The sequence below is a fragment of the Candidatus Pelagibacter sp. Uisw_134_02 genome (assembly GCF_047720265.1).
Lineage (GTDB): Bacteria > Pseudomonadota > Alphaproteobacteria > Pelagibacterales > Pelagibacteraceae > Pelagibacter.
The window spans coordinates 318,987-338,976 of sequence record NZ_CP159813.1 but is presented as its reverse complement, the minus strand read 5'-3'; the positions used below and the strand labels follow the sequence as shown (position 1 = coordinate 338,976).

22 protein-coding genes are annotated in these 19,990 nt (G+C 30.4%); 12 read left to right on the top strand and 10 right to left on the bottom strand.

Annotation, left to right across the window (positions count from 1 at the left end; translation table 11 throughout):
• The first annotated feature begins 8 nt into the window (after positions 1-8).
• The 5 genes from ABXT56_RS01755 to ABXT56_RS01735 all read left to right on the top strand — a co-directional run bounded on the left by ABXT56_RS01755 (position 9) and on the right by ABXT56_RS01735 (position 2,552).
• Positions 9-476 carry a GNAT family N-acetyltransferase gene (locus ABXT56_RS01755; protein WP_415300708.1) on the top strand — a complete coding sequence of 156 codons (468 nt, stop codon included), beginning with the start codon at positions 9-11 and terminating at the stop codon, positions 474-476.
• Between the two features lie 118 nt (positions 477-594).
• Positions 595-801, top strand: a complete 207-nt coding sequence (locus ABXT56_RS01750) for a cold-shock protein (RefSeq protein WP_008545539.1) — start codon at positions 595-597, stop codon at positions 799-801.
• Between the two features lie 162 nt (positions 802-963).
• The gene (locus tag ABXT56_RS01745) at positions 964-1,311 is read left to right on the top strand and encodes a cupin domain-containing protein (RefSeq protein ID WP_415300705.1); all 348 of its coding nucleotides are present in this window, start codon (positions 964-966) and stop codon (positions 1,309-1,311) included.
• A 50-nt stretch (positions 1,312-1,361) separates the two neighbouring features.
• Positions 1,362-2,108 carry an aspartate/glutamate racemase family protein gene (locus ABXT56_RS01740; RefSeq protein ID WP_415300704.1) on the top strand — a complete coding sequence of 249 codons (747 nt, stop codon included), beginning with the start codon at positions 1,362-1,364 and terminating at the stop codon, positions 2,106-2,108.
• Positions 2,109-2,111: 3 nt separating this feature from the next.
• A complete protein-coding gene (locus ABXT56_RS01735; protein ID WP_415300702.1) occupies positions 2,112-2,552 on the top strand; it encodes a hypothetical protein in 441 nt (146 codons plus the stop codon).
• Here the strand turns inward: ABXT56_RS01735 and ABXT56_RS01730 are convergent.
• Positions 2,542-2,832 carry a hypothetical protein gene (locus ABXT56_RS01730; protein ID WP_415300700.1) on the bottom strand — a complete coding sequence of 97 codons (291 nt, stop codon included), beginning with the start codon at positions 2,830-2,832 and terminating at the stop codon, positions 2,542-2,544. The genes ABXT56_RS01735 and ABXT56_RS01730 overlap by 11 nt on opposite strands.
• A gap of 109 nt (positions 2,833-2,941) precedes the next feature.
• Here ABXT56_RS01730 and ABXT56_RS01725 point away from each other — a divergent pair, with 109 nt between their 5' ends.
• A complete protein-coding gene (locus ABXT56_RS01725) occupies positions 2,942-3,793 on the top strand; it encodes a DMT family transporter (protein WP_415300699.1) in 852 nt (283 codons plus the stop codon).
• A 3-nt stretch (positions 3,794-3,796) separates the two neighbouring features.
• Here ABXT56_RS01725 and ABXT56_RS01720 read toward each other — a convergent pair whose 3' ends face one another.
• Genes ABXT56_RS01720 through ABXT56_RS01705 form a run of 4 tightly spaced genes read right to left on the bottom strand, consistent with a single transcriptional unit; the run spans position 3,797 to position 8,902 of the window.
• A complete protein-coding gene (locus ABXT56_RS01720; protein ID WP_415300697.1) occupies positions 3,797-4,384 on the bottom strand; it encodes a sarcosine oxidase subunit gamma family protein in 588 nt (195 codons plus the stop codon).
• Entirely contained in the window at positions 4,381-7,377 is a 2,997-nt protein-coding gene (locus ABXT56_RS01715) for a sarcosine oxidase subunit alpha family protein (RefSeq protein WP_415300695.1), read from the bottom strand. The genes ABXT56_RS01720 and ABXT56_RS01715 overlap by 4 nt, the downstream gene beginning before the upstream one ends.
• Position 7,378: 1 nt before the next feature.
• Positions 7,379-7,645 (bottom strand): sarcosine oxidase subunit delta, encoded by a 267-nt coding sequence (locus ABXT56_RS01710; RefSeq protein ID WP_415300693.1) that lies wholly within the window; start codon positions 7,643-7,645, stop codon positions 7,379-7,381.
• Complete coding sequence (locus ABXT56_RS01705) at positions 7,646-8,902, bottom strand: sarcosine oxidase subunit beta family protein (RefSeq protein WP_415300691.1); 1,257 nt, start codon at positions 8,900-8,902, stop codon at positions 7,646-7,648.
• 128 nt (positions 8,903-9,030) lie between these two features.
• Between ABXT56_RS01705 and ABXT56_RS01700 the strand changes: the two genes are divergently transcribed.
• Positions 9,031-10,716, top strand: a complete 1,686-nt coding sequence (locus ABXT56_RS01700) for a formate--tetrahydrofolate ligase (RefSeq protein WP_415300689.1) — start codon at positions 9,031-9,033, stop codon at positions 10,714-10,716.
• 2 nt (positions 10,717-10,718) lie between these two features.
• Here the strand turns inward: ABXT56_RS01700 and ABXT56_RS01695 are convergent, their stop codons facing one another.
• The 4 genes from ABXT56_RS01695 to ABXT56_RS01680 are packed head-to-tail and all read right to left on the bottom strand — an operon-like array spanning position 10,719 to position 13,901.
• A complete protein-coding gene (locus tag ABXT56_RS01695; protein WP_415300687.1) occupies positions 10,719-11,510 on the bottom strand; it encodes a type 1 glutamine amidotransferase in 792 nt (263 codons plus the stop codon).
• Positions 11,507-12,670 carry an iron-containing alcohol dehydrogenase gene (locus tag ABXT56_RS01690; protein ID WP_415300685.1) on the bottom strand — a complete coding sequence of 388 codons (1,164 nt, stop codon included), beginning with the start codon at positions 12,668-12,670 and terminating at the stop codon, positions 11,507-11,509. Before ABXT56_RS01690 ends, ABXT56_RS01695 begins: the two co-directional genes overlap by 4 nt.
• Positions 12,671-12,684: 14 nt before the next feature.
• Positions 12,685-12,879 carry a hypothetical protein gene (locus ABXT56_RS01685; protein ID WP_415300683.1) on the bottom strand — a complete coding sequence of 65 codons (195 nt, stop codon included), beginning with the start codon at positions 12,877-12,879 and terminating at the stop codon, positions 12,685-12,687.
• On the bottom strand, positions 12,873-13,901 hold the full coding sequence (locus ABXT56_RS01680; RefSeq protein WP_415300681.1) for a glycerol-3-phosphate dehydrogenase: 1,029 nt from the start codon (positions 13,899-13,901) through the stop codon (positions 12,873-12,875). The genes ABXT56_RS01685 and ABXT56_RS01680 overlap by 7 nt, the downstream gene beginning before the upstream one ends.
• Before the next feature lie 79 nt (positions 13,902-13,980).
• Here ABXT56_RS01680 and ABXT56_RS01675 point away from each other — a divergent pair, with 79 nt between their 5' ends.
• The 5 genes from ABXT56_RS01675 to ABXT56_RS01655 are packed head-to-tail and all read left to right on the top strand — an operon-like array spanning position 13,981 to position 18,786.
• Positions 13,981-15,321, top strand: a complete 1,341-nt coding sequence (locus tag ABXT56_RS01675) for an NAD(P)-binding domain-containing protein (RefSeq protein WP_415300679.1) — start codon at positions 13,981-13,983, stop codon at positions 15,319-15,321.
• Positions 15,322-15,368: 47 nt separating this feature from the next.
• Positions 15,369-16,310: an NAD(P)-dependent oxidoreductase gene (locus ABXT56_RS01670; RefSeq protein ID WP_415300678.1), complete on the top strand. Its 942-nt coding sequence runs from the start codon at positions 15,369-15,371 to the stop codon at positions 16,308-16,310.
• Positions 16,311-16,331: 21 nt separating this feature from the next.
• Positions 16,332-17,762, top strand: a complete 1,431-nt coding sequence (locus ABXT56_RS01665; RefSeq protein WP_415300676.1) for an aldehyde dehydrogenase family protein — start codon at positions 16,332-16,334, stop codon at positions 17,760-17,762.
• Between the two features lie 3 nt (positions 17,763-17,765).
• A complete protein-coding gene (locus tag ABXT56_RS01660; protein ID WP_415300674.1) occupies positions 17,766-18,143 on the top strand; it encodes a VOC family protein in 378 nt (125 codons plus the stop codon).
• The gene (locus ABXT56_RS01655; RefSeq protein WP_415300672.1) at positions 18,103-18,786 is read left to right on the top strand and encodes a glycerophosphodiester phosphodiesterase; all 684 of its coding nucleotides are present in this window, start codon (positions 18,103-18,105) and stop codon (positions 18,784-18,786) included. Before ABXT56_RS01660 ends, ABXT56_RS01655 begins: the two co-directional genes overlap by 41 nt.
• A 2-nt stretch (positions 18,787-18,788) precedes the next feature.
• Here the strand turns inward: ABXT56_RS01655 and ABXT56_RS01650 are convergent, their stop codons facing one another.
• Positions 18,789-19,913, bottom strand: a complete 1,125-nt coding sequence (locus ABXT56_RS01650) for a TauD/TfdA family dioxygenase (protein ID WP_415300670.1) — start codon at positions 19,911-19,913, stop codon at positions 18,789-18,791.
• Positions 19,914-19,990: the final 77 nt, after the last annotated feature.

Below are 19,990 nucleotides of genomic sequence, written 5' to 3'. Positions count from 1 at the left end.
ATATTTTAATGTTGAAATCAATAGAGGGAAATTTCGATAATACGAAAGTTCATGAGCTTCTTATCAAGCATTTTATTGAGCTAAGATCTGTATCACCCAAAGGTAGTGCTCATGTTCTTGATATAGCTGGATTAAAAGATCCTTCAATTAAATTTTGGAGTTTATGGAGTGAAAATAATCTAATGGGAATAGGTGCATTAAAGTTTCTAAATAAAGAACATGGTGAATTTAAATCAATAAGAGTGAGTGATAAGTTTAGAGGTGAGGGGAATGGTTTAATGATAATAAATCACCTAATTAATGAAGCAAAAAAACTTGGTATTAGTAGATTAAGTTTAGAAACTGGAGCCGGTGACTTTTTTTTAGCTGCCAGAAAATTATTTAATAATTGTGGCTTTAAACCCTGTAAACCCTTTTCTCATTACAAAAATGATATAAATTCTGTTTATATGACCATGTTAATTAGCAACAAATAAGTCTTTAATTATTTAATATTACAAATTTAGTTGACAAAACCCCAATAAATCTAAACAAAGCCAGAATTACTTAATTATAAGTAATAAAAGTAACATAACAAAAAGTAAGAAGATAAATATGAGTCTACAAGGAAAAGTAAAATGGTTCAATCCAACTAAAGGTTTTGGTTTTATTGAAAGAGAAGATAAAGAAAAAGATGTATTCGTTCACGTTTCAGCTGTAAGAGATGCTGGCATGAATGGTTTAGACGAAGGTCAAGCTTTGACTTTTGATGTTGAAGATGGTCCAAAAGGTCCTTCAGCAGTAAACTTAAAAACTGCATAATATTCACACTTTCTATTGGCTGCGATTATTTAATTGAATTGATTTACTAATTATTCAATTGAAAAATTTCAGCCAATACCAATTAAAAAATTGATGAAAAATCACTTTTTTTAATAGAAATTTTTTATTCCTATTATTTTTAATGAGACTATTATTGCCTACATGGCCAAAAGACAAATAGTAGATATTTACAATCTTAAATTTAAACCCTTTGACAATTATGGTGAAGTAGTACCGGGAATGAGCTGGTGTAAAATAAGCTATGATAAAGAAAATGGTGGGCAGGGAACTTATGTTTTAAAAATGGAGCCAGGTGCAAAAAGTTTAGTACATGAACATACTGGATTTGAGGAATTTTTAATGTTAGATGGCGAGCTAATTGATCCTGATGGAAAAACTTTTAAAAAAGGTGACTTTGTCTCATATGAGCCTGGATCTAAACATTCTTCACACACAAAAAATGGTTGCTTGGTTTTAGTCTTTATGAGAGGTATTAATCAACCTCTTTAACAAAAAAACACTAAACAAATTTTTAACAATATTTAAAAGTATTAATAATTATGATTGGAATTTTAGGTGGAATGGGAACACAAGCAGGCCTTGATTTTTGTAACAAACTAGCCATGCTTAATAGAGGTAAGATTGATCAAGAATATCCTCTTTTCATACTTTATAATAAATCGAATATACCAGGAAGACCAGAATCAATTGGAGTTCAAACCAGAAAATTTTCAGACCTTCCAAGAAATACTAAAAATAATAACAAGTACAATAAAGTTTTAAAAAGTTTGCTTGAAGGTTGTAGGTCACTAGAAAAAAGTGGTTGCAAGTTTATTGTTATACCCTGCAACACTGCTCATTATTGGTATGATGATTTAAAAAGAAAAATTAAAATTCCAATTATAAATATGCCTAAAGAAGTTTTTTTACATACAAAAAAAATTTGTAAAAAAAATTCAAAAATTGGTCTTCTTGCTACTGAAGGTACTTTAAAAACAAAGATTTATGAAAAATTATTTAAGAGTGAATATAAATTAATTACACCTCCACATATTTTACAAATCAAGTCTGTTAATAAAACAATCAAACATGTTAAAATGGGAAATATTAAATTAGCTGAAAAATCAATTAAACTAGCAATAAATTATTTGATTAAAAATAATTGTAAAAAAATTATATTAGGGTGTACAGAATTACCAATAGCAATTTTTGCCTTTAGATCATTAAAAAATGCCAAAATATCAAAACTTTATTTAGATCCAAATTTGATATTAGCAAATTCCTCTATGACTAAATATAAAAAATAAATTATGTTATCTAAAACTGAAAAACCTTATGTAATATATTTGGCTGAAGTCATTTATAAAAATATTACAGATATTAAAAAAAATAATTCAAATATTTCTAATATAGATGCAGTTGAAGGATTTATAGGGACAAAAATTTATAATGAAATAAGTAGTGGTAAATTTCATGATAATTGGTTTGAATATTTAGAAAATAATAGTTTTATTGACAAAGATAGTGGTAAAAAGATACCTGATGAAACTATTAAACTTTTACATGTGCAAAAAAATGCAACAATTAAACAACTGATAAAATATCCAGAACTATATTATGCTAAAAGCTCTTTTCCCCTTGAAATTTCGCAACGAGCTTTTGATTTTTTATGGAGAATGTGTGAAAGCTATGAGCTTTGGTGCAAAGAAGCAGGTCAGTCTGAACAAATTGTTCTAAATATTACTGATTAGAAAGATTCAATTTTTTTCTTGTCTTTATGATATTTTTTTTTACTAATTTTTGAAATTGAGTATCCATTGCTTTTGGAGTTAATGCTTCTTTAAAATTTTGAGCAGCTGTTTTACCTGTTGTTTGGGTAATTATTGCATTGCCACCGTACGTAAGACCTGCCTGGTAAACATTACCAGATGTCGCAAAGGTGTAGGCAGGACCTAACAAAGCTGTATTTTGAGCACATCCACTAAGATAAATTAGTGATATAATTCCGATTATTATTTTTTTTAAATTCATTGATTCCCAATTCAATCCTAAGTATTTTTTGTTACAACTCAAGAGAGAAAGTGTTTATTTTGAGCATTAATCTCTAATATTAAATTGAATTATAATTTATAACTTGGAAATGGTTAAAATTTTTCCATTTATCTTCATTATTTTGTGGTCTTCAGCTTTTGTGACAACAAAACCAATAATAGACAATAGTGATCCTTTTGCTGCATTAGCCTTTAGATTTTTTGTTGTAGCTTTTGGTTTCTATATTTTTTCAATTTATACAAAACAAAAAATTTTAACAAATTCAAGAAACCTTATGCAATCACTTTTTAGTGGAGTACTTTTTCATGGTGTTTATTTGGGGGGTGTTTTTTATTCAGTTTCAATTGGAATGCCAACAGGTATTGCCGCATTAATTGTAACCTTGCAACCGATTTTAACCAATGCTTTAGCAGGAAAATTCTTGGGTGAAAAAGTTACTTTTAAACAATGGATTGGGGTGATCCTTGGATTTATTGGTGCTGCATTAGTTTTAGGTTTTGATATTGGATCAAGCCTTCCTATTTTTGGAGTAATAGCCTCTTTTGTTGCTCTTCTAGCTATTACAACATCAACTTTATGGCAAAAAAAAATAAGTAATGATTTACCTTTGTCTGTAAGTAATATGTATCAAGCAATAGGTGGTTGTTCTTTACACATAATAATTATTTTAATTTTCAGTGAACCATATATTAATTTTACGTCCACATTTCTTATAGCAATGAGTCATCAGATATTTCTTGTATCTTTTGGAGCATTCACAATCTTAATGTATTTAATAAAAAATAACTCTGCAAGTAAAACGGTTTCCATATTTTTTTTAATACCACCAACTACAGCAATAATGGCTTGGTTATTTTTAAATGAAAAATTAAATAATCTAGATCTGATAGGTTTTGCTTTAGCAACTCTTGGTGTTTATATTGCAACTAGAAAGCAATAAATTTTAAATACCTTTGTAGCCAAACTCTAAGCAGGCATCAGTAATTGAATGATAAAAAGATTCTCCAAAACTTCTTAGAGTGAATATTCTGACTTTGTCTGGATTATCATCTAACATATCAATTGAGACCGACATTCCGTTATAAGTTGAATTTAGACAGGTATCTTTTTTTAATTCATTAAAATTAAAGGGACATCCTTTTTTTAATATCTCTTTTGTATTTTTTCCCTCTATTTGAATTATCGCTCTACTATGAGATACATTTGTTATAGCAAAATCTGCTTCTAGTAATTTTTCATTAATTTCTTTTAAAATTTCTTTTTTTGAAGAAACTAAAAGCCAGTTATTTGGGCCATTCCATAAAATTCTTGTGTTAGCGTTACAGTTTATGTTTAGAGTTTCATTTTTTAAACTCAGATTATCTATCTTAATATTTTCAATAGCTGTTAAGGAGCTCTTATATTTAACAATTTGAATAATTAAAAAATCTTTTAATTCACTTACTTTTAGCAGCTCATAATCGTTTTTTCCTTCATGATCACCAAATAATCCTTTTTTATGGGTGACATTTAAAGCAGAAATTGAGCTCATGATCTTACCCTTTCACCCTTTGGATCTACATAGTGTGACGAAACTATCTCAACAGGTATTGTTTTATTTTTTAAAGGTGACATTGCAAATAGTTTTTGCCCTATCATATTTTTTCCATCTTTAAGTATTGCTAATGAAAATGGATTATCATATTCAACGCTCCAACAAGACGCAGAAATATACCCTAATTTAGGATTTGGTATTGAAGCCTTTGAATCTTTAACTAAATGAGATCCTTCAGGGATACTTGTTTTCTTATCAATTGGAACAACACCTACTACTTTTTGTCTATCTTCTGCTATGAATGCTTTTCTATCTAAAGAACGTTTTCCTATAAAGTCTTTCTTTTTACTAACAAGACCTTCTAAAGAGTTGTCATAAGGAATGGTTCTGCCATCAAGTTCTGATCCTGCAATGTGACCCATTTCAATTCTTAGCGTTGATAATGCTTCAGTTCCATAGGGTTGAATTTTAAATTCTTGTCCTACTTCCATTATTTTCTCCCACATAAAGTTTCCATTGTCAGATTCGACATTAACTTCATAAGCAAGTTCTCCTGAAAATGAAATTCTAAAAATTCGTGCATGTACTCCAAATAAATCAGCTTCTAGATATCCCATAAAAGGTAAGCCTTCGTTAGAAGCATCTATATTTGGAAATAGTTTTTGTAATAGATCTCTAGATTTTGGTCCTGCGATTGCTGCTCCAGCCCATTGCTCTGTAGTTGAGACTACATTCACATTTAGCTCTGGCCATACAAGTTGTAAATAATATTCAAGATGAGACAAAACATTTGCTGCTTGTGCTGTTGTTGTTGTCATATGGTAATGGTTCTCAGAGATTCTAGTTGTTGTTCCATCATCCATGACAATTCCGTCTTCTCGCAACATTACACCATATCTTGCTTTACCTACTGGCAACTTTAACCAAGCATTAGTATAAACTCTATTTAATAATTGTGCTGCATCAGGTCCCTTAATGTCAATTTTACCCAAAGTAGTAACATCACAAACCCCTACATTTTCTCTAACATTTTTAGCTTCTCTTTTTGAACCTTCAAATAATGTCTCTTCTCCAATTTTATAATATCTTGGTCTCAACCAAACACCTGCATCCACAAACACTGCATTATTTTTTTCATGCCATGAGTGCATAGGAGATTTTCTTGTTGGTTTAGAATGTTTGCCGATTTCTCTTCCAACAATCGCACCAATAGTAACTGGTGTGTATGGAGGTCTAAAAGTTGTATGACCCACTTCTGGTACTATTTTGTTTTCTATATTTGATACTAGTTGCAAACCATTGAGATTACTTGTTTTTCCTTGGTCAGTGGCCATTCCAAGCGTTGTATATCTTTTTACGTGTTCAATAGATCGATAACCTTCCTTTAGTGCAATTTCTATATCAGAAACTGCTACATCATTTTGAAAATCTAAAAACCTTTTATATGTTTTTCCCTTGGGCAAAGGTACACACCAAAATTTATCGTGTGTGGTTGATTTTTTTTCCATAACTATTGGTGATGATGTTTTATTGTCATTATTAGTTATTTTTTTTGACAATTTACATCCAATATCAAATGAATTTTTTAAAGTTTCTTCTAATGTAAAAGTTCCATTTGCAGCACCTAAAGTTGTTTCATTTTGTTTTGATAGTCCTGGCACAAATGCATCTATATCTTTATTAAAAGTAGTTTTATTTCCTGATTGAGAGGCTAAGTGAATTGTTGGAGTCCAAAAGCCTGACACACAAATACAATCACAATTAATAGTTTCTAAAGTTCCTAATTCATTTTTATCATCTGAAATTTTAGCGATTTCAGCAGATTTAACTTTTTTATAACCTTTAGCCGCAACAACTACGTAAGAAAATTTAATTTGAATATCTAATTTCTTTGCTTCATCGATGATTTCTGATTTAGGATCTTTTCTTGTGTCTAAAATAATAGGATCAACACCATTTTTTTTAAATTCTATAGCCGTTTCATATCCACTATCATTATTTGTAAATATTAAAGGTTTTTTACCAACTAAAACTCCATATACTTTTAAATATTCTTTTGCTGCGGAAGAAAGCATCACACCTGGTGTATCGTTATTCCCAAATACTAAGGGTCTTTCAATTGATCCTGATGAGATTAAAACTTCTTTAGCCCTAATATACCAAAGTCTTTGTTTTGGATTATATTTTTTAGTTTTAGGTAAGTGATCACTTAATTTTTCTGACATCACTAACATATTGTGATCGTAGTAACCGAATACTTGAGATCTATTTTTAACAATAACATTAGGCATTTCTTTAAGTTCAGAAATAATATTTTCTGCCCATTCTTTTCCTGTTTGATTTCCAATATTGACTTCGCTCGTTAATAAAGTTCCACCAAATCTAGGTTTGTCTTCTGCTAAAATTACTCTTGCTCCATTTTTAGCCGCAGCATATGCACTTGCTAAACCAGAAGGTCCTGAACCTGCAATTAGTAAATCACAATACTCATATTTATGTTCATACCTTTCTTTATCATGTTTGGTTGATGCAACACCAAGTCCTGCCGCTTTTCTTATAAATGGTTCATAAATTTTGTACCAAAAACTTTTTGGCCACATAAAAGTCTTGTAATAAAATCCTGCTGGAAGAAATATCTTTAAAAAATTGTTAATTGCTCCAATATCAAAATTTACACTAGGCCAACAATTAACACTTGTTGCCTCCAAACCTTCAAACAGTTCTTGTTCTGTAGTTTTTACATTAGGCTCAGTTTCATTATTTCTGTATAGTTGAACAATTGCGTATGGTTCATCCACCCCTGCACCAAAAAAACCTCTAGGTCTATGATATTTAAAGCTTCTTCCTATTAAATGAACTCCATTAGCAAGTAACGCTGAAGCTAAGGTGTCACCCTCATAACCAAAGTAAGTTACTCCATTAAATTTAAATGAGATTTTTTTATCTCTATTTATTAATCCAATATTATCTAGTCTATAATTTTGAGTCATTTTAAATATCTTCGTTAGCTTTAACTGTTTTAAATATTTCGTGAGTTACTGTGTCTCTTTCTACTTTAATCCATTGTCTACATCCTGATATATGCTGCCATAATTCTTTATGTTTTCCTCTTAAACTTTTTCTATTATAGACAAAGTTATCCCAATCTTGATCGGAAACTTCCTTGTTAAGTTCTGGTCTTTTAACGGTTGCATCACCACCATATGAAAATTCATTTTGAGATCTCATTCCACAGTGAGGGCATTTAATATGCAGCATTTATGAGATCCATGTTTTTGTTCCAAGTCCTTTTTCATCTAGTAAGTGACCCGTATTAAATCTACTTAGGCTATAACCTTCATTTAATTTATGAACTCTATCTTGAGCAATTGTATGAGCAAATGTCCATCCTGATGCTGGTGTGGCTTTAAACCCACCATAACACCAACCACAATTTAAATATAATCCTTCAATATGAGTCTTATCAATAATGGGTGAGCCATCCATCGACATGTCCATAATCCCTCCCCATGTTCTAAGCATTTTTAATTTACTTAAAAAGGGCATCATTGCAATTCCTTCTGTTAAAACATGCTGGAGTGTTGGTAAATTTCCTCTTTGGGCATAACTATTATATCCATCCAGATCACCTCCCATTACCATTTCACCTTTATCTGATTGACTAATATAAAAATGTCCTGCTCCAAAAGTAACCACACTATCTAACACAGGTTTCACAGGTTCTGTAACACATGCTTGAAGAAGATGAGTTTCTACTGGTATTGTCATGTTTAGTTTTTCAGCTAAAATATTTGTACTTCCTGCAACACACAAACCAATTTTCTTAACTTTAATATCTCCTCGTGAAGTTCTAACTCCTTGAATTTTTCCACCTACAACATCAAATCCTGTTACTTCACAATTTTGAATTATATCCACTCCCATTGAATCTGCTTGACGCGCATAACCCCAAGCAACAGCATCATGTCTTGCTGTTCCTGCACTTGGCTGCATTAATCCACCAAATATAGGAAACCTTACATTATCTGAAAAATCTGCCATTGGAATAATTTCTCTAACTTCTTCTCTATTTAACAAAACTGCATCAATACCATTTAAACGCATCGAGTTTCCTCTTCTTGCAAAAACATTCACTTGAGCATCAGAATGAGCAAGATTAATAATTCCTCTTGGAGAAAACATCACGTTGTAATTTAAATCCTGGCTCATCTTTCTCCACAGATCCATTCCAAATTCACTAAATAATGCATTGTCATCGTGCATATAATTTGATCTTATGATCGTAGTATTTCTTCCCATATTTCCACCACCAAGCCATCCTTTTTCAATGATAGCTACATTTGTAATATTATGTTCTTTTGCTAGATAATATGCAGTAGCTAGGCCATGACCACCACCACCAATAATAACAACGTCATATTCTTTTTTTGGAGTAGCATCTTTCCAGGCTAGGTCCCATTTTTGATGACCAGAGAAGGCATTTTTTATTAAGTTAAATATCGAATATTTTTGCATCAGATATTTTTATATAAATAAATATAAATAGTTCTTATTTTTTTTATATATAATTATTATAAGTTTCAAAAATTCACAAAAGAAGATATGAGTTCTTCAAAAGAAATTTAAATTTATAGGAGTTTTAAATGAGTGAAGTTAAGTCAGATATTCAAATAGCAAGAGAGGCTAGAATGCAACCTATAAATGATATTTTGGCAAAAATAGATGTACCAGATGAAAGTACAGCTTTTAGTCCAATGGGCAGACACATTGCAAAAATTAATTTAGAATATTTAGATACTTTAAAAGATAAACCAAATGGAAAACTTATATTGGTGACAGCAATCACTCCTACTCCAGCTGGTGAAGGTAAAACTACAACTTCTGTTGGTTTAAATGATGGATTAAATAAAATTGGAAAAAAATCTATTGTTTGTTTAAGAGAACCAAGCCTTGGTCCTTCTTTTGGAATGAAGGGTGGTGCTGCTGGTGGTGGTTATGCTCAAGTAGTTCCAATGGAGCAAATTAATTTACATTTTACTGGAGATTTTCATGCAATAACATCAGCTCATAATTTATTGTCAGCCTTAATTGATAATCATGTCTATTGGGGAAATAAATTAGATATTGATGTTAGAAGAATTACATGGAAAAGAGTAATGGATATGAATGATCGTTCTTTAAGATCAATTAATATTAATTTAGGAGGAGTAGCAAATGGTTTTCCAAGAGAAGATGGCTTTGATATAACTGTAGCATCAGAAATCATGGCAATCTTTTGTTTATCAAATGATTTAGAGGATTTAGAAAAAAGAATTGGAAATATTACGATTGCATACACAAGAGGTAAAAAACCTGTTTATGCTAAAGATTTAAAAGCACAAGGTCCGATGACTGTATTATTAAAGGATGCAATTAGACCTAATGTTACTCAAACTTTAGAAAACAATCCTGCAATTATTCATGGTGGTCCTTTTGCTAACATTGCACATGGTTGTAATTCTGTAATTGCTACAAAGACTGGACTAAAACTTGCTGACTACGTTGTTACAGAAGCAGGATTTGGCGCAGACCTTGGTGCGGAAAAATTTCTTGATATTAAATGCAGAAAGTCAGATTTAAAACCTAGCTGTGTTGTAATTGTTGCAACTATTAGGGCTTTAAAAATGCATGGTGGTGTGGCAAAAGATGACCTTAAAACAGAAAATGTGGAAGCCTTAAAGAAAGGTTTAGTGAATCTTCAAAGACATGTGGAAAATGTTAAAAAATTTGGTTTACCAGTTGCAGTAGCTGTTAATCATTTTATTAAAGATACAGATAATGAAGTAAAAGCTTTGATAGAATTTTGTGACACTATTGGTGTGAAAGCAAGTCTCTGTACTCATTGGGCAAATGGTGGTGAAGGTACAAAAGAACTAGCAAGCCATGTTGCTGAATTATGTGAAAAAAATGAAGACAAATTTAAATTCTTATATGAAAGTAAAACCCCTCTATTTAAGAAGATAGAAACAATTGCAAAAGAAATTTATAGAGCAGATGAGGTTATTGCTGATACAAAAATTAGAGATCAATTAAAAAGCTTTGAAGATGCTGGTTATGGAGATTTCCCAATTTGTATTGCAAAAACTCAATACAGCTTTTCAACAGACCCAAGCTTAAAAGGTGCACCAACAGGACATTCTTTACCAATTAGAGAAATTAAACTCTCTTCAGGAGCAGAGTTTATTGTTGTTATATGCGGTGCTGTTATGACTATGCCTGGACTACCAAGGGTTCCAGCTGCAGACTCTATTAAGCTAAATAAAAATGGTGAAATTGAAGGTCTATTTTAAAATTAGTTACGTATATAATTAATCCAGTTTCTAACTTCACATGTTCTATTATTAAAATCTAATAGTTCGTTTTGAGATTTTATGTACGAGATATGGCTTTCATATTCTTCTTCATTTAAAAAATTTTTACTTTTAAACAATCGCTCTTTACGACCATCAATAAGTTTAAGCATTTGAGAGTACTCATAATCGGGGTGATACTGTAGGCCAATAATTTCAGAGTTTCCTGCATTAAAGCTAACACCCATTACATTATTAACTATGTCACTTGATAAAAGAATAGCATTTTTTGGCAGTTCACTTACTTCATCAAAATTAAATGCTGGTGATGTAAAAATCTTTTTTTTATCTTTGTAAATAAAGTGTTTTTCACCTTCATTGTTAATAATTACGTCTGATGCAATTCCAATATGGGCACCTTTTTTTCCAGGGTTTACCTTGCCTCCTGCTGCTGTTGAGCAAACTTGTAAACCCCAACAAATAGCTAAAATCTTCTTTTTTTGAGTAAAACAATTAGATGCAAAATTAATATGTTTCTTAATTACATCTGTCATATCATTTATTCTCATTGCACCACCAGTAAAGACAATACCATTATATTTACTCATATCTTTTAGAGCATTTCTTGTCTCATCATCATGACCTGGATTTATAATTTCTGTAATTGTAGATGGTTCTATTTTTAAAATTAAATTTTTTAAATTATCTGCTGCGGAAGCTCCAGCTGCTTTAATAAAAAACTCACTATCTTCTCTAATATTTCCTTCGATAATTAAAATATTCAAATCACTCATTTAAACAATTCACCCGTCATGCTATGCTGATACATTATTCTCATATCATTTTCAGTTAATTTTTTTGGATTTCCAATTGTAGATGGATCTGCTAAAGCCATTTTTGATAATCTATTAATATCAAAATCTTTTACATCTATCACTTCTGATAATTTATGAGGCATATCTAGTTTTTTTCTTAAATCTAAAACCCAATTAACAAACCTATCAAAAGATCGATCTTTCAGTTCTAAATAATCACAAATCTTAATTATTTTTTTTTCAATTACATCTTTATTAAAAGTTAATACGTAAGGCATAAATATTGCATTGGATAAGCCATGATGAATATTGTTTAAAGCATTAACTGGATGGCTCAATGAATGAATTGCTCCCAGACCTTTTTGAAATGCAGTTGATCCCATACTGGCTGCAGTTAACATATTCATTCTTGCTTCAATATTAGATCCATTGTTAAATGCTTCTAATAACCAATCATTAATTAATTTCATACCCTCTAAAGCAATTCCATCAGCCATTGGATGATATCCTGGAGCACAATACGCTTCCAAGTTATGAGCTAGTGCATCCATACCTGTTGCAGCTGTAATCTTTGCAGGCAAGCTAACTGTTAATATTGGATCTAAAATAACTATTGAAGGTAGAAATTTAGGGTGAAAAATTATATTTTTTATACCCGTTTCTTCATTTATAATTACTGATGCTCTTCCTGTCTCAGACCCTGTTCCAGCAGTCGTTGGTACGGCAATAATTGGTGCAATTTTATCAGAGTTTGCTTTAACCCAATTATCTCCAATATCTTCAAAATCCCAAATAGGCAGTGTTTGACCTGACATAAATGCAATTGCTTTACCAACATCTAAACCACTACCTCCTCCAAATGCAATAACACCATCACAATTGTTTTTTTTATAACTATCAACACCTTCATTAACATTTGTGCCTGTTGGATTGCCAACAACATTTGAATATAATTCAACTAAAATACCATTTTCTTTTAAATTATTTAAAACATTAATTACAATTTTTGATTTAGCAAGACTGCTATCAGTTACAAACAATGGTTTATTAATATTTAAAGTTTTACAAGCAATACATAAATCTTTAATTCTATCTTTTCCGACCCACATAGTTGTAGGGTAATTCCAATTTGAATTCATTTGTTGATTTCTTTCTAATTTTTATTTTTTTTTATTTCTTCTTCACAAAATTTTTTAGCTTCTTGAAGGTCAACAATTTTTGATTTAGATAACTTTTGACTACCAGCTAGACATGCATCTACTGCCCTTTTTAAATTATGATCACTAAAATTTAAAATAACTAACATTCCAAGCACTATAAAAGTAAATATTAATATATTTTTTACCATTTAATTTCTAATTTCTTATTTTCACATATGGTATTTAACATACTAAACATTAATGGGAAATGATTAGAATTGAGATCTTGAAAAATTTTTTGTCCAATTTCAAATGCAAGCTGTGCACCTTCAACAGTGATATCTTTCATAAACTTTTCTTTTGCTTCTTTATAAAGATATCCTTCACCTAAATATTTTCCCATCAAACTATTTCTTCCACCTATTGCACTTACATATAAATCACCCAAACCAGCTAAACCATAAACTGTTTCTGCCCTTCCTCCATAAAAAGAAACAAATTCAACCATTTCAGAAATTGATCTATGAATTAATGAGGCTGATGTGTTTAAGTAGTACTTAGATTGAATTTCTTTAGGTGCTTTTAAATTACTTAAACCCTCAGAAGCTCCAATCAACATTGAATAAATATTTTTAATTGCGCCTGATAATTCAATTCCAGTTAAATCATCTGATATTTCTGTTGAATAATAATCAGTTGATATTATCTTTTTTAATTTCTCACTTTCTTTAATATTGGGGTTAGCAATAACTGTTCCTGTTCTCATTTTATTTGCAAGGCCTGCAGCCAAACATGGGCCTTTGATCGCTGAAACATTTACTTTTTCATGACCTTGTTCTTGCAGAAGCTTTTTAATTTTATCTGAAAGTGTTATTAGTTCATTATCTTCTATTGCCAAGCCCTTAGTTAATAAAATAATTGGAATGTTTTTTTTATAGCTCTTTGATATTTGATTAACAAACCATTCAATTCCTATAGAGCTTACACCCGCAACTATTATGTCTACTTCTCCTTCAAGGATTGGTTTTAATTTGCCATATTTTTCAACCTTTAGTTTAACAGGTAATTCTACTTTTAAAGCTGGGTGAAAATTATTATTTGATTTAATACTATCTATTAAATTGTCTTCAAGATGAGTACCGATAATTGTAACTTCATTTTTATTTTCAACACATGGTACAGCAAAAGCTGACCCCATGGCTCCAGCACCAATAATAATAATTTTTTTCATATAGAGTTACTTTTTTATATTAATTTTTAGCATTTTGTGGGTAAAGTACAGTTATAAATTTATTAAGAAGGGATTATTTATGACTAAATTAGCAATTATTGGTGCTGGACCGTGTGGTTTATCTGCTTTGAGATCTTTTGAACAAGCGGAACAAAAAGGTGAAAAAATACCTGAAATAGTTTGTTTTGATAAACAAGAAGATTGGGGTGGATTATGGAATTACAGTTGGAGAACTGGATCAGATCAATACGGAGACCCTGTGCCTAATAGTATGTATAGATATCTTTGGTCAAATGGTCCTAAAGAGTGTTTAGAATTTGCTGATTATTCATTTGATGAACATTTTGGAAAACCAATTCCATCATTTCCCCCTAGAGCAGTTTTATACGATTATATTTTAGGTAGAGTTAAAAAAGGGAATTTAAAAGATAAGATTAAATTTAACACTTCTGTTACCAGTGTTTCTTATAATGGAAAAAGTTTTGAAATAACTTATCATGATAAAAAAAATGATAGAATTTCAAATGATATATTTGATTATGTAATTGTATCAACTGGTCATTTCTCAATTCCATTCATTCCGGAATATCCTGGTATGAAGGAATTTCCTGGAAGAATAATGCACTCTCATGATTTTAGAGATGCAGAAGAATTCAGAGATAAAAATGTTGTTGTCTTAGGAAGCAGCTATTCTGCCGAAGACGTTGCTCTTCAATGTCATAAGTATGGCGCAAAAAGTGTTACCATCGGTTATAGGCATAATCCTATGGGATTTAAATGGCCAAAAGGAATGAAAGAAGTTTTTCACTTAGATAAATTAGAAGGCAATAAAGCAATCTTTAAAGATGGTCATGTACAAGAAGCAGATGCTGTAATTTTATGTACGGGTTACCTTCATCATTTTCCTTTTATGTCTGAAGATCTTAAATTAAAAACAGGAAACAGACTATATCCGCCCATGTTGTACAAGGGTGTAGTTTGGCAAAATAATCACAAATTAATGTATCTAGGTATGCAAGATCAATTTCATACTTTTAATATGTTTGACTGCCAAGCTTGGTTTGCAAGAGATATTATTATGGGAAAAATTAAAACTCCGAATGATGCAGATGTTGATAAAGATATTAATAAATGGGTATCAATGGAAGAGAAGTTAGAAAATCCTGAGCAAATGATAGATTTTCAAACTGAATACACTAAAGAGCTTCATGACTTATCAGATTATCCAAAAATTGATTTTGAACTAATAAGAAAAACTTTTAAAGAATGGGAACATCATAAAGTAGAAAATATTATGACTTATAGAAATAAATCATTTGCTTCACCTGTAACTGGATCTGTTGGACCAAAACATCATACAGATTGGGAAGTTGCAATGGATGATTCTTTAAAAACTTTTTTAAATCAATCAAAAACATAAGTTATAAGCTTACAGTTTATAAAGGTTAATTAAGATAACAAATTATAATGAAAGTTGGTTTTATTGGACTTGGAAATGTAGGTGGTAAACTTGCAAGCAGTTTATTGAGAAATAAATTTGATTTAACTGTTAGAGATTTAGACATCAATCTTACAAAATTCTTTCGAAATAAAGGGGCAAAAGTCGCAATCTCTCCTAAAGAACTGGCACAACAAGTTGATTTAATAATAACATGTCTTCCTTCTCCAAAAGTTTGCTCTGAAGTAATGGAAGCTGAAGATGGTGTTATAAATGGACTTTCTAAAAATAAAGTTTGGCTTGAAATGAGTACTACTGACGAGACTGAAATAAAAAGACTAGGAAAATTGGTTACAAATAAAGAGTGTATAGCCCTTGATGGTCCTGTAAGTGGAGGTTGTCATCGAGCAGCAACAGGTAATATTGCAATATTTGTAGGTGGAGAAAGAAATACTTTTGAAAGAATATTACCCGCTTTAACTTCAATGGGTAGAAAAATATTACATACAGGAGAACTTGGTTCGGCAACTGTTTTAAAGGTAATTACAAACTTTTTAGCATCTGCTCATTTAGTGGCTCTTGGCGAAGCTTGGACAGTTGCCAAAAAATCTAATCTAGATTTATCAAAAGTTTATAAGGGTATAGCTGTTTCTTCTGGAAATTCATTTGTTCATGAAACTGAAAGCCAAGTGATTTTAAATGGCTCTTATAATATTAATTTCACTATGGATCTTGTTCTAAAAGATACAGGTCTATTTGATAATTTAGCAAAAAAATTGAATGCACGCTTGGAAATTTCGCCTTTAATTGTCAAAATATTTAAAGATGGTCAAAAGAAGTATGGTTCAAGAGCTTGGTCTTCAATGATTGTTAAAAGAATGGAAGATTTAAATAATATAAACTTTAGAGCAGATGGCTTTCCAGATGAGTTAGTTGATAACGAACAAGAAAAAAAAGGATATGAAATATAGCTGTTATGCTAAAGTACTTTTATGCTAGATAAAAAAAATTTTTATATTAATGGTCAATGGGTTGAACCAAATAAACCAAATGACTTCAAAGTAATTAACCCATGTAATGAAGAGCCATGTGCAATTATTTCTTTAGGTTCAAAAGAAGATACAAATTTTGCAATTAAATCTGCTAAATATGCCTTCGAAACATGGAAAGAAACTACTAAAAAAGATCGATTAGATTTTTTAGAGAAATTACTCTCTGTTTATAAAAAAAGATCCATTGAAATGGCTGAAGCTATTTCGTTAGAGATGGGTGCGCCTATGGATTGGGCAACTGATGTACAGACTGCTTCCGGTCAATCTCATTTAGAAGATTTTATCTTAAGACTTAAAGATTTTGAATTTGATGAACACTTCAACAAAAAGTCAAATAACCACATTTATTATGAACCAATTGGTGTTTGTGGACTAATCACTCCTTGGAATTGGCCTATTAACCAAATTGCTTTAAAAGTTATTCCGGCTTTGGCGACTGGGTGTACAATGATTTTAAAACCTTCTGAAATTGCGCCTATTTCAGGAATGTTATTTGCTGAAATGATTGATGAGGTTGGTTTTCCAAAAGGAGTTTTCAATTTAGTAAATGGTGATGGAGCTGGTGTTGGGACACATCTATCTGGTCATCCTGATATTGATATGGTTTCTTTTACAGGATCAACAAGAGCTGGAAGATTAATTTCTAAAAATGCAGCTGAGACAATCAAAAGAGTTTGTCTTGAGTTAGGAGGCAAAGGCGGAAATATTGTTTTCGCTGACTCTTACCCAGATGCAGTTAGAGATGGAATTAAAAATGTTATGAGTAATTCTGGACAATCATGTGATGCACCAACAAGAATGTTGGTTGAAAAATCTATTTATCAAAGAGCTGTTAAGGAAGCAACAGAGGAAGCAAATCTTATAAAAGTAGATGAGGCCTCAAAAAAAGGAGATCACATTGGTCCTGTAGTTTCAAAAACACAATATGATAAAATTATTAATCTAATTGAAGCTGGAATTAAAGAAGGTGCTACATTAGCTGCAGGTGGACCTGAGCTACCAGATAATTTAGATAAAGGTTATTTTATTAAGCCAACTATATTCACAAATGTTACAAATAATATGGAAATAGCAAAAAAAGAAATTTTTGGACCTGTTCTTTCTATTATTCCATTTGAAACAGAAGAAGAAGCAATAGAAATTACAAATAATACTGAGTATGGCCTTGGAAATTATTTACAAACAGAAGATAAAGAAAAAGCACATAGAGTTGCAAAAAAACTTAAATCAGGATGTGTGTATATAAATGGTAATGCAGCAGATCCAGGAACTCCATTTGGTGGATTTAGACAGTCAGGTAATGGTAGAGAGGGTGGAGTGTGGGGTCTCGAAGAATATCTTGAAGTTAAGACAGTTACAGGCTGGAAATAGTTTATGATTGGGTTTGTAATGATCGGAACCAATGATCTTAATAAAGCAACTAAGTTTTACGATGCTTTACTTGAAGTGATAGATTTGAAAAGAATATTAACAAATGAAAAATATATAGGTTATTCGTCAAAAGAAAAACCAAAAGATATTGAATTTTATGTAACAAATCCAGTTAATAGAGAAAAGGCAACTTATGGAAACGGTGCACAAATATCATTCCTATTAAAATCAAGAGAAACTGTTGATAAATTTTATAACTTAGGAATTAAGCTAGGTGGAAAAGATGAAGGAGCTCCAGGAATAAGATCTGGTGATTACTATTGTTACTTAAGAGATCTTGATGGAAATAAAATTTGTTCATTTGCTAAAATGGATAATTAACATGCACTTAATTCACAGAGGAATTGTAAATAAAAACTACAAAGAAAATCTTTTAAAATCATTTAATCAATCGTTTAAAAAAGGTTATGGTATTGAAACAGATATTCATGCATCAAGGGATGATCAATTTATTTGTTTCCATGATTTTACTTTACAAAGAACTTTCAAAAAAAAATTGAGTGTAAAAAAACTTAATTATTCAAAAATTAAAGAAATTAGTACAAAATTTAATAAACCAATCCCACTTTTAAAAGACTTATTAAAATCTTCAAAAAATAAACATTCTCTACACATTGAAATTAAACCAACTTTTTCAAAATCTCTTCTTAAAAAACTCCTAAAAGAAACATCAAAATTTAAAAGATGTGTTTTCATTTCTTTTAAACATGAAAATATATATAATTTGTTAAAAATTAAAAAAAATACGAAAGTAGGATTATCCTTTTCACCACCAGCAAGTATTAAAGAAATAATTAAGAAATCAAATAATAAAAATATCAATTGTCTGGTATTAGATAAGTCCTATCTAAAAAATAAAGATATTCAGAATTTAAAAATTAAAAAATATTATTATACAATTAAAACAAAATTAGAATTTAATAAATATAATAGAAGTAATAATTTGATATTTGAAAATTTATAAAATTATTTTTTTAAAAAGTTTAATCTTCCCAAAATTTCATCTCTGTCCATGTAATAACCTTGTAAATGACGATGACCAGAATTTGGATTAAAAGCTGTTCTTCCATGAAGAGCTCTTCTGTTATTAAATGAAAAAATATCACCAGGCTCTAATCTAAACTTAATTTGAAACTTATTATTGTGTAACAGATTTCCAAATTTATGGTGTGCGTTATAAACTTTGCCCATAATGTCTGGATGACAGTCTAAAGTATCCATTGTTGCCACACTAAATCTTATATCATTATAATCTCCATCTTTAGTTAGTGAGATAGCAGTGGCATGAAAGTTTCTAATTGTTTCTTGGGTATAATCTTTATCTCTAAATTTAAGAGGTACATTGACAAGTGTTTCAAAAATCTCTTTTTCATTTTTTTTCAGATAATCAGCTACTGCAAACCCGTCTACTGCTGAAGAATTTCCTCCTTCTGCAGAATTAACCAGACAGTGTAAAAATTGATATCCTGGTGGGTTTTCAAACCATGGTAAATCCATATGGTTTCTTAAAGCGTGAGCTGTGTAAGCAGAATTATTTGGTTTTGGGACATTTATAACTTCAAAAGGAGTATCAAAAAATGTTTGTCTTGTGTGACTAATTCTATTTAAGACAGGAAAGGCAGACTCTTTTTCTATTGGAGCATTTTTAACAATTGCAATTCCTTTATAATGTAAAAGCTCAAGCCACCTTAACAAACCTTCTTCACTATTCAAAATTTCATCATGATCTACAGTTATTGATTTTAAATTTTTTTCTAAAGAACTGTCCCATAATTGGTATGGCGAAATAAATTTTCGTTTATTTTTTAGCGTATAGCAATTTTCTCTAAGCCATTTTGGATCATAGTAGCTTGTATGATCTCCTTCACTCCATTTTACAACTAACTTACCTTCTTCGCTTACTTTTGATTCTTGAGCTGTTAGATCTTTCGAACTTTCAAGAATATTAAACATTCGATGATTGGAATCTTTATCATGTGCTGTAGGACAATTATCTCTTAACCAAAAATAATTATAATTACTTATCTCTCCATCACTCCATTCTATATTAAGGTTTAATTTACCTTTTTCTATTTTTTTAATATTGAACACTACCTATAATTGACCAGTTTTATGAGTTTTTCAATGCACTTTAAAGTTGTATTTAAAAAAGTGGCTTGTAATTTAAT

Bases quoted from the DNA above. Each gene is read 5' to 3' on its own strand.
- ABXT56_RS01755 (WP_415300708.1), top strand. From the start codon at position 9: ATGTTGAAATCAATAGAGGGAAATTTCGATAATACGAAAGTTCATGAG.
- ABXT56_RS01750 (WP_008545539.1), top strand. From the start codon at position 595: ATGAGTCTACAAGGAAAAGTAAAATGGTTCAATCCAACTAAAGGTTTT.
- ABXT56_RS01745 (WP_415300705.1), top strand. From the start codon at position 964: ATGGCCAAAAGACAAATAGTAGATATTTACAATCTTAAATTTAAACCC.
- ABXT56_RS01740 (WP_415300704.1), top strand. From the start codon at position 1,362: ATGATTGGAATTTTAGGTGGAATGGGAACACAAGCAGGCCTTGATTTT.
- ABXT56_RS01735 (WP_415300702.1), top strand. From the start codon at position 2,112: ATGTTATCTAAAACTGAAAAACCTTATGTAATATATTTGGCTGAAGTC.
- ABXT56_RS01730 (WP_415300700.1), bottom strand. From the start codon at position 2,832: ATGAATTTAAAAAAAATAATAATCGGAATTATATCACTAATTTATCTT.
- ABXT56_RS01725 (WP_415300699.1), top strand. From the start codon at position 2,942: ATGGTTAAAATTTTTCCATTTATCTTCATTATTTTGTGGTCTTCAGCT.
- ABXT56_RS01720 (WP_415300697.1), bottom strand. From the start codon at position 4,384: ATGAGCTCAATTTCTGCTTTAAATGTCACCCATAAAAAAGGATTATTT.
- ABXT56_RS01715 (WP_415300695.1), bottom strand. From the start codon at position 7,377: ATGACTCAAAATTATAGACTAGATAATATTGGATTAATAAATAGAGAT.
- ABXT56_RS01710 (WP_415300693.1), bottom strand. From the start codon at position 7,645: ATGCTGCATATTAAATGCCCTCACTGTGGAATGAGATCTCAAAATGAA.
- ABXT56_RS01705 (WP_415300691.1), bottom strand. From the start codon at position 8,902: ATGCAAAAATATTCGATATTTAACTTAATAAAAAATGCCTTCTCTGGT.
- ABXT56_RS01700 (WP_415300689.1), top strand. From the start codon at position 9,031: ATGAGTGAAGTTAAGTCAGATATTCAAATAGCAAGAGAGGCTAGAATG.
- ABXT56_RS01695 (WP_415300687.1), bottom strand. From the start codon at position 11,510: ATGAGTGATTTGAATATTTTAATTATCGAAGGAAATATTAGAGAAGAT.
- ABXT56_RS01690 (WP_415300685.1), bottom strand. From the start codon at position 12,670: ATGAATTCAAATTGGAATTACCCTACAACTATGTGGGTCGGAAAAGAT.
- ABXT56_RS01685 (WP_415300683.1), bottom strand. From the start codon at position 12,879: ATGGTAAAAAATATATTAATATTTACTTTTATAGTGCTTGGAATGTTA.
- ABXT56_RS01680 (WP_415300681.1), bottom strand. From the start codon at position 13,901: ATGAAAAAAATTATTATTATTGGTGCTGGAGCCATGGGGTCAGCTTTT.
- ABXT56_RS01675 (WP_415300679.1), top strand. From the start codon at position 13,981: ATGACTAAATTAGCAATTATTGGTGCTGGACCGTGTGGTTTATCTGCT.
- ABXT56_RS01670 (WP_415300678.1), top strand. From the start codon at position 15,369: ATGAAAGTTGGTTTTATTGGACTTGGAAATGTAGGTGGTAAACTTGCA.
- ABXT56_RS01665 (WP_415300676.1), top strand. From the start codon at position 16,332: ATGCTAGATAAAAAAAATTTTTATATTAATGGTCAATGGGTTGAACCA.
- ABXT56_RS01660 (WP_415300674.1), top strand. From the start codon at position 17,766: ATGATTGGGTTTGTAATGATCGGAACCAATGATCTTAATAAAGCAACT.
- ABXT56_RS01655 (WP_415300672.1), top strand. From the start codon at position 18,103: ATGGAAATAAAATTTGTTCATTTGCTAAAATGGATAATTAACATGCAC.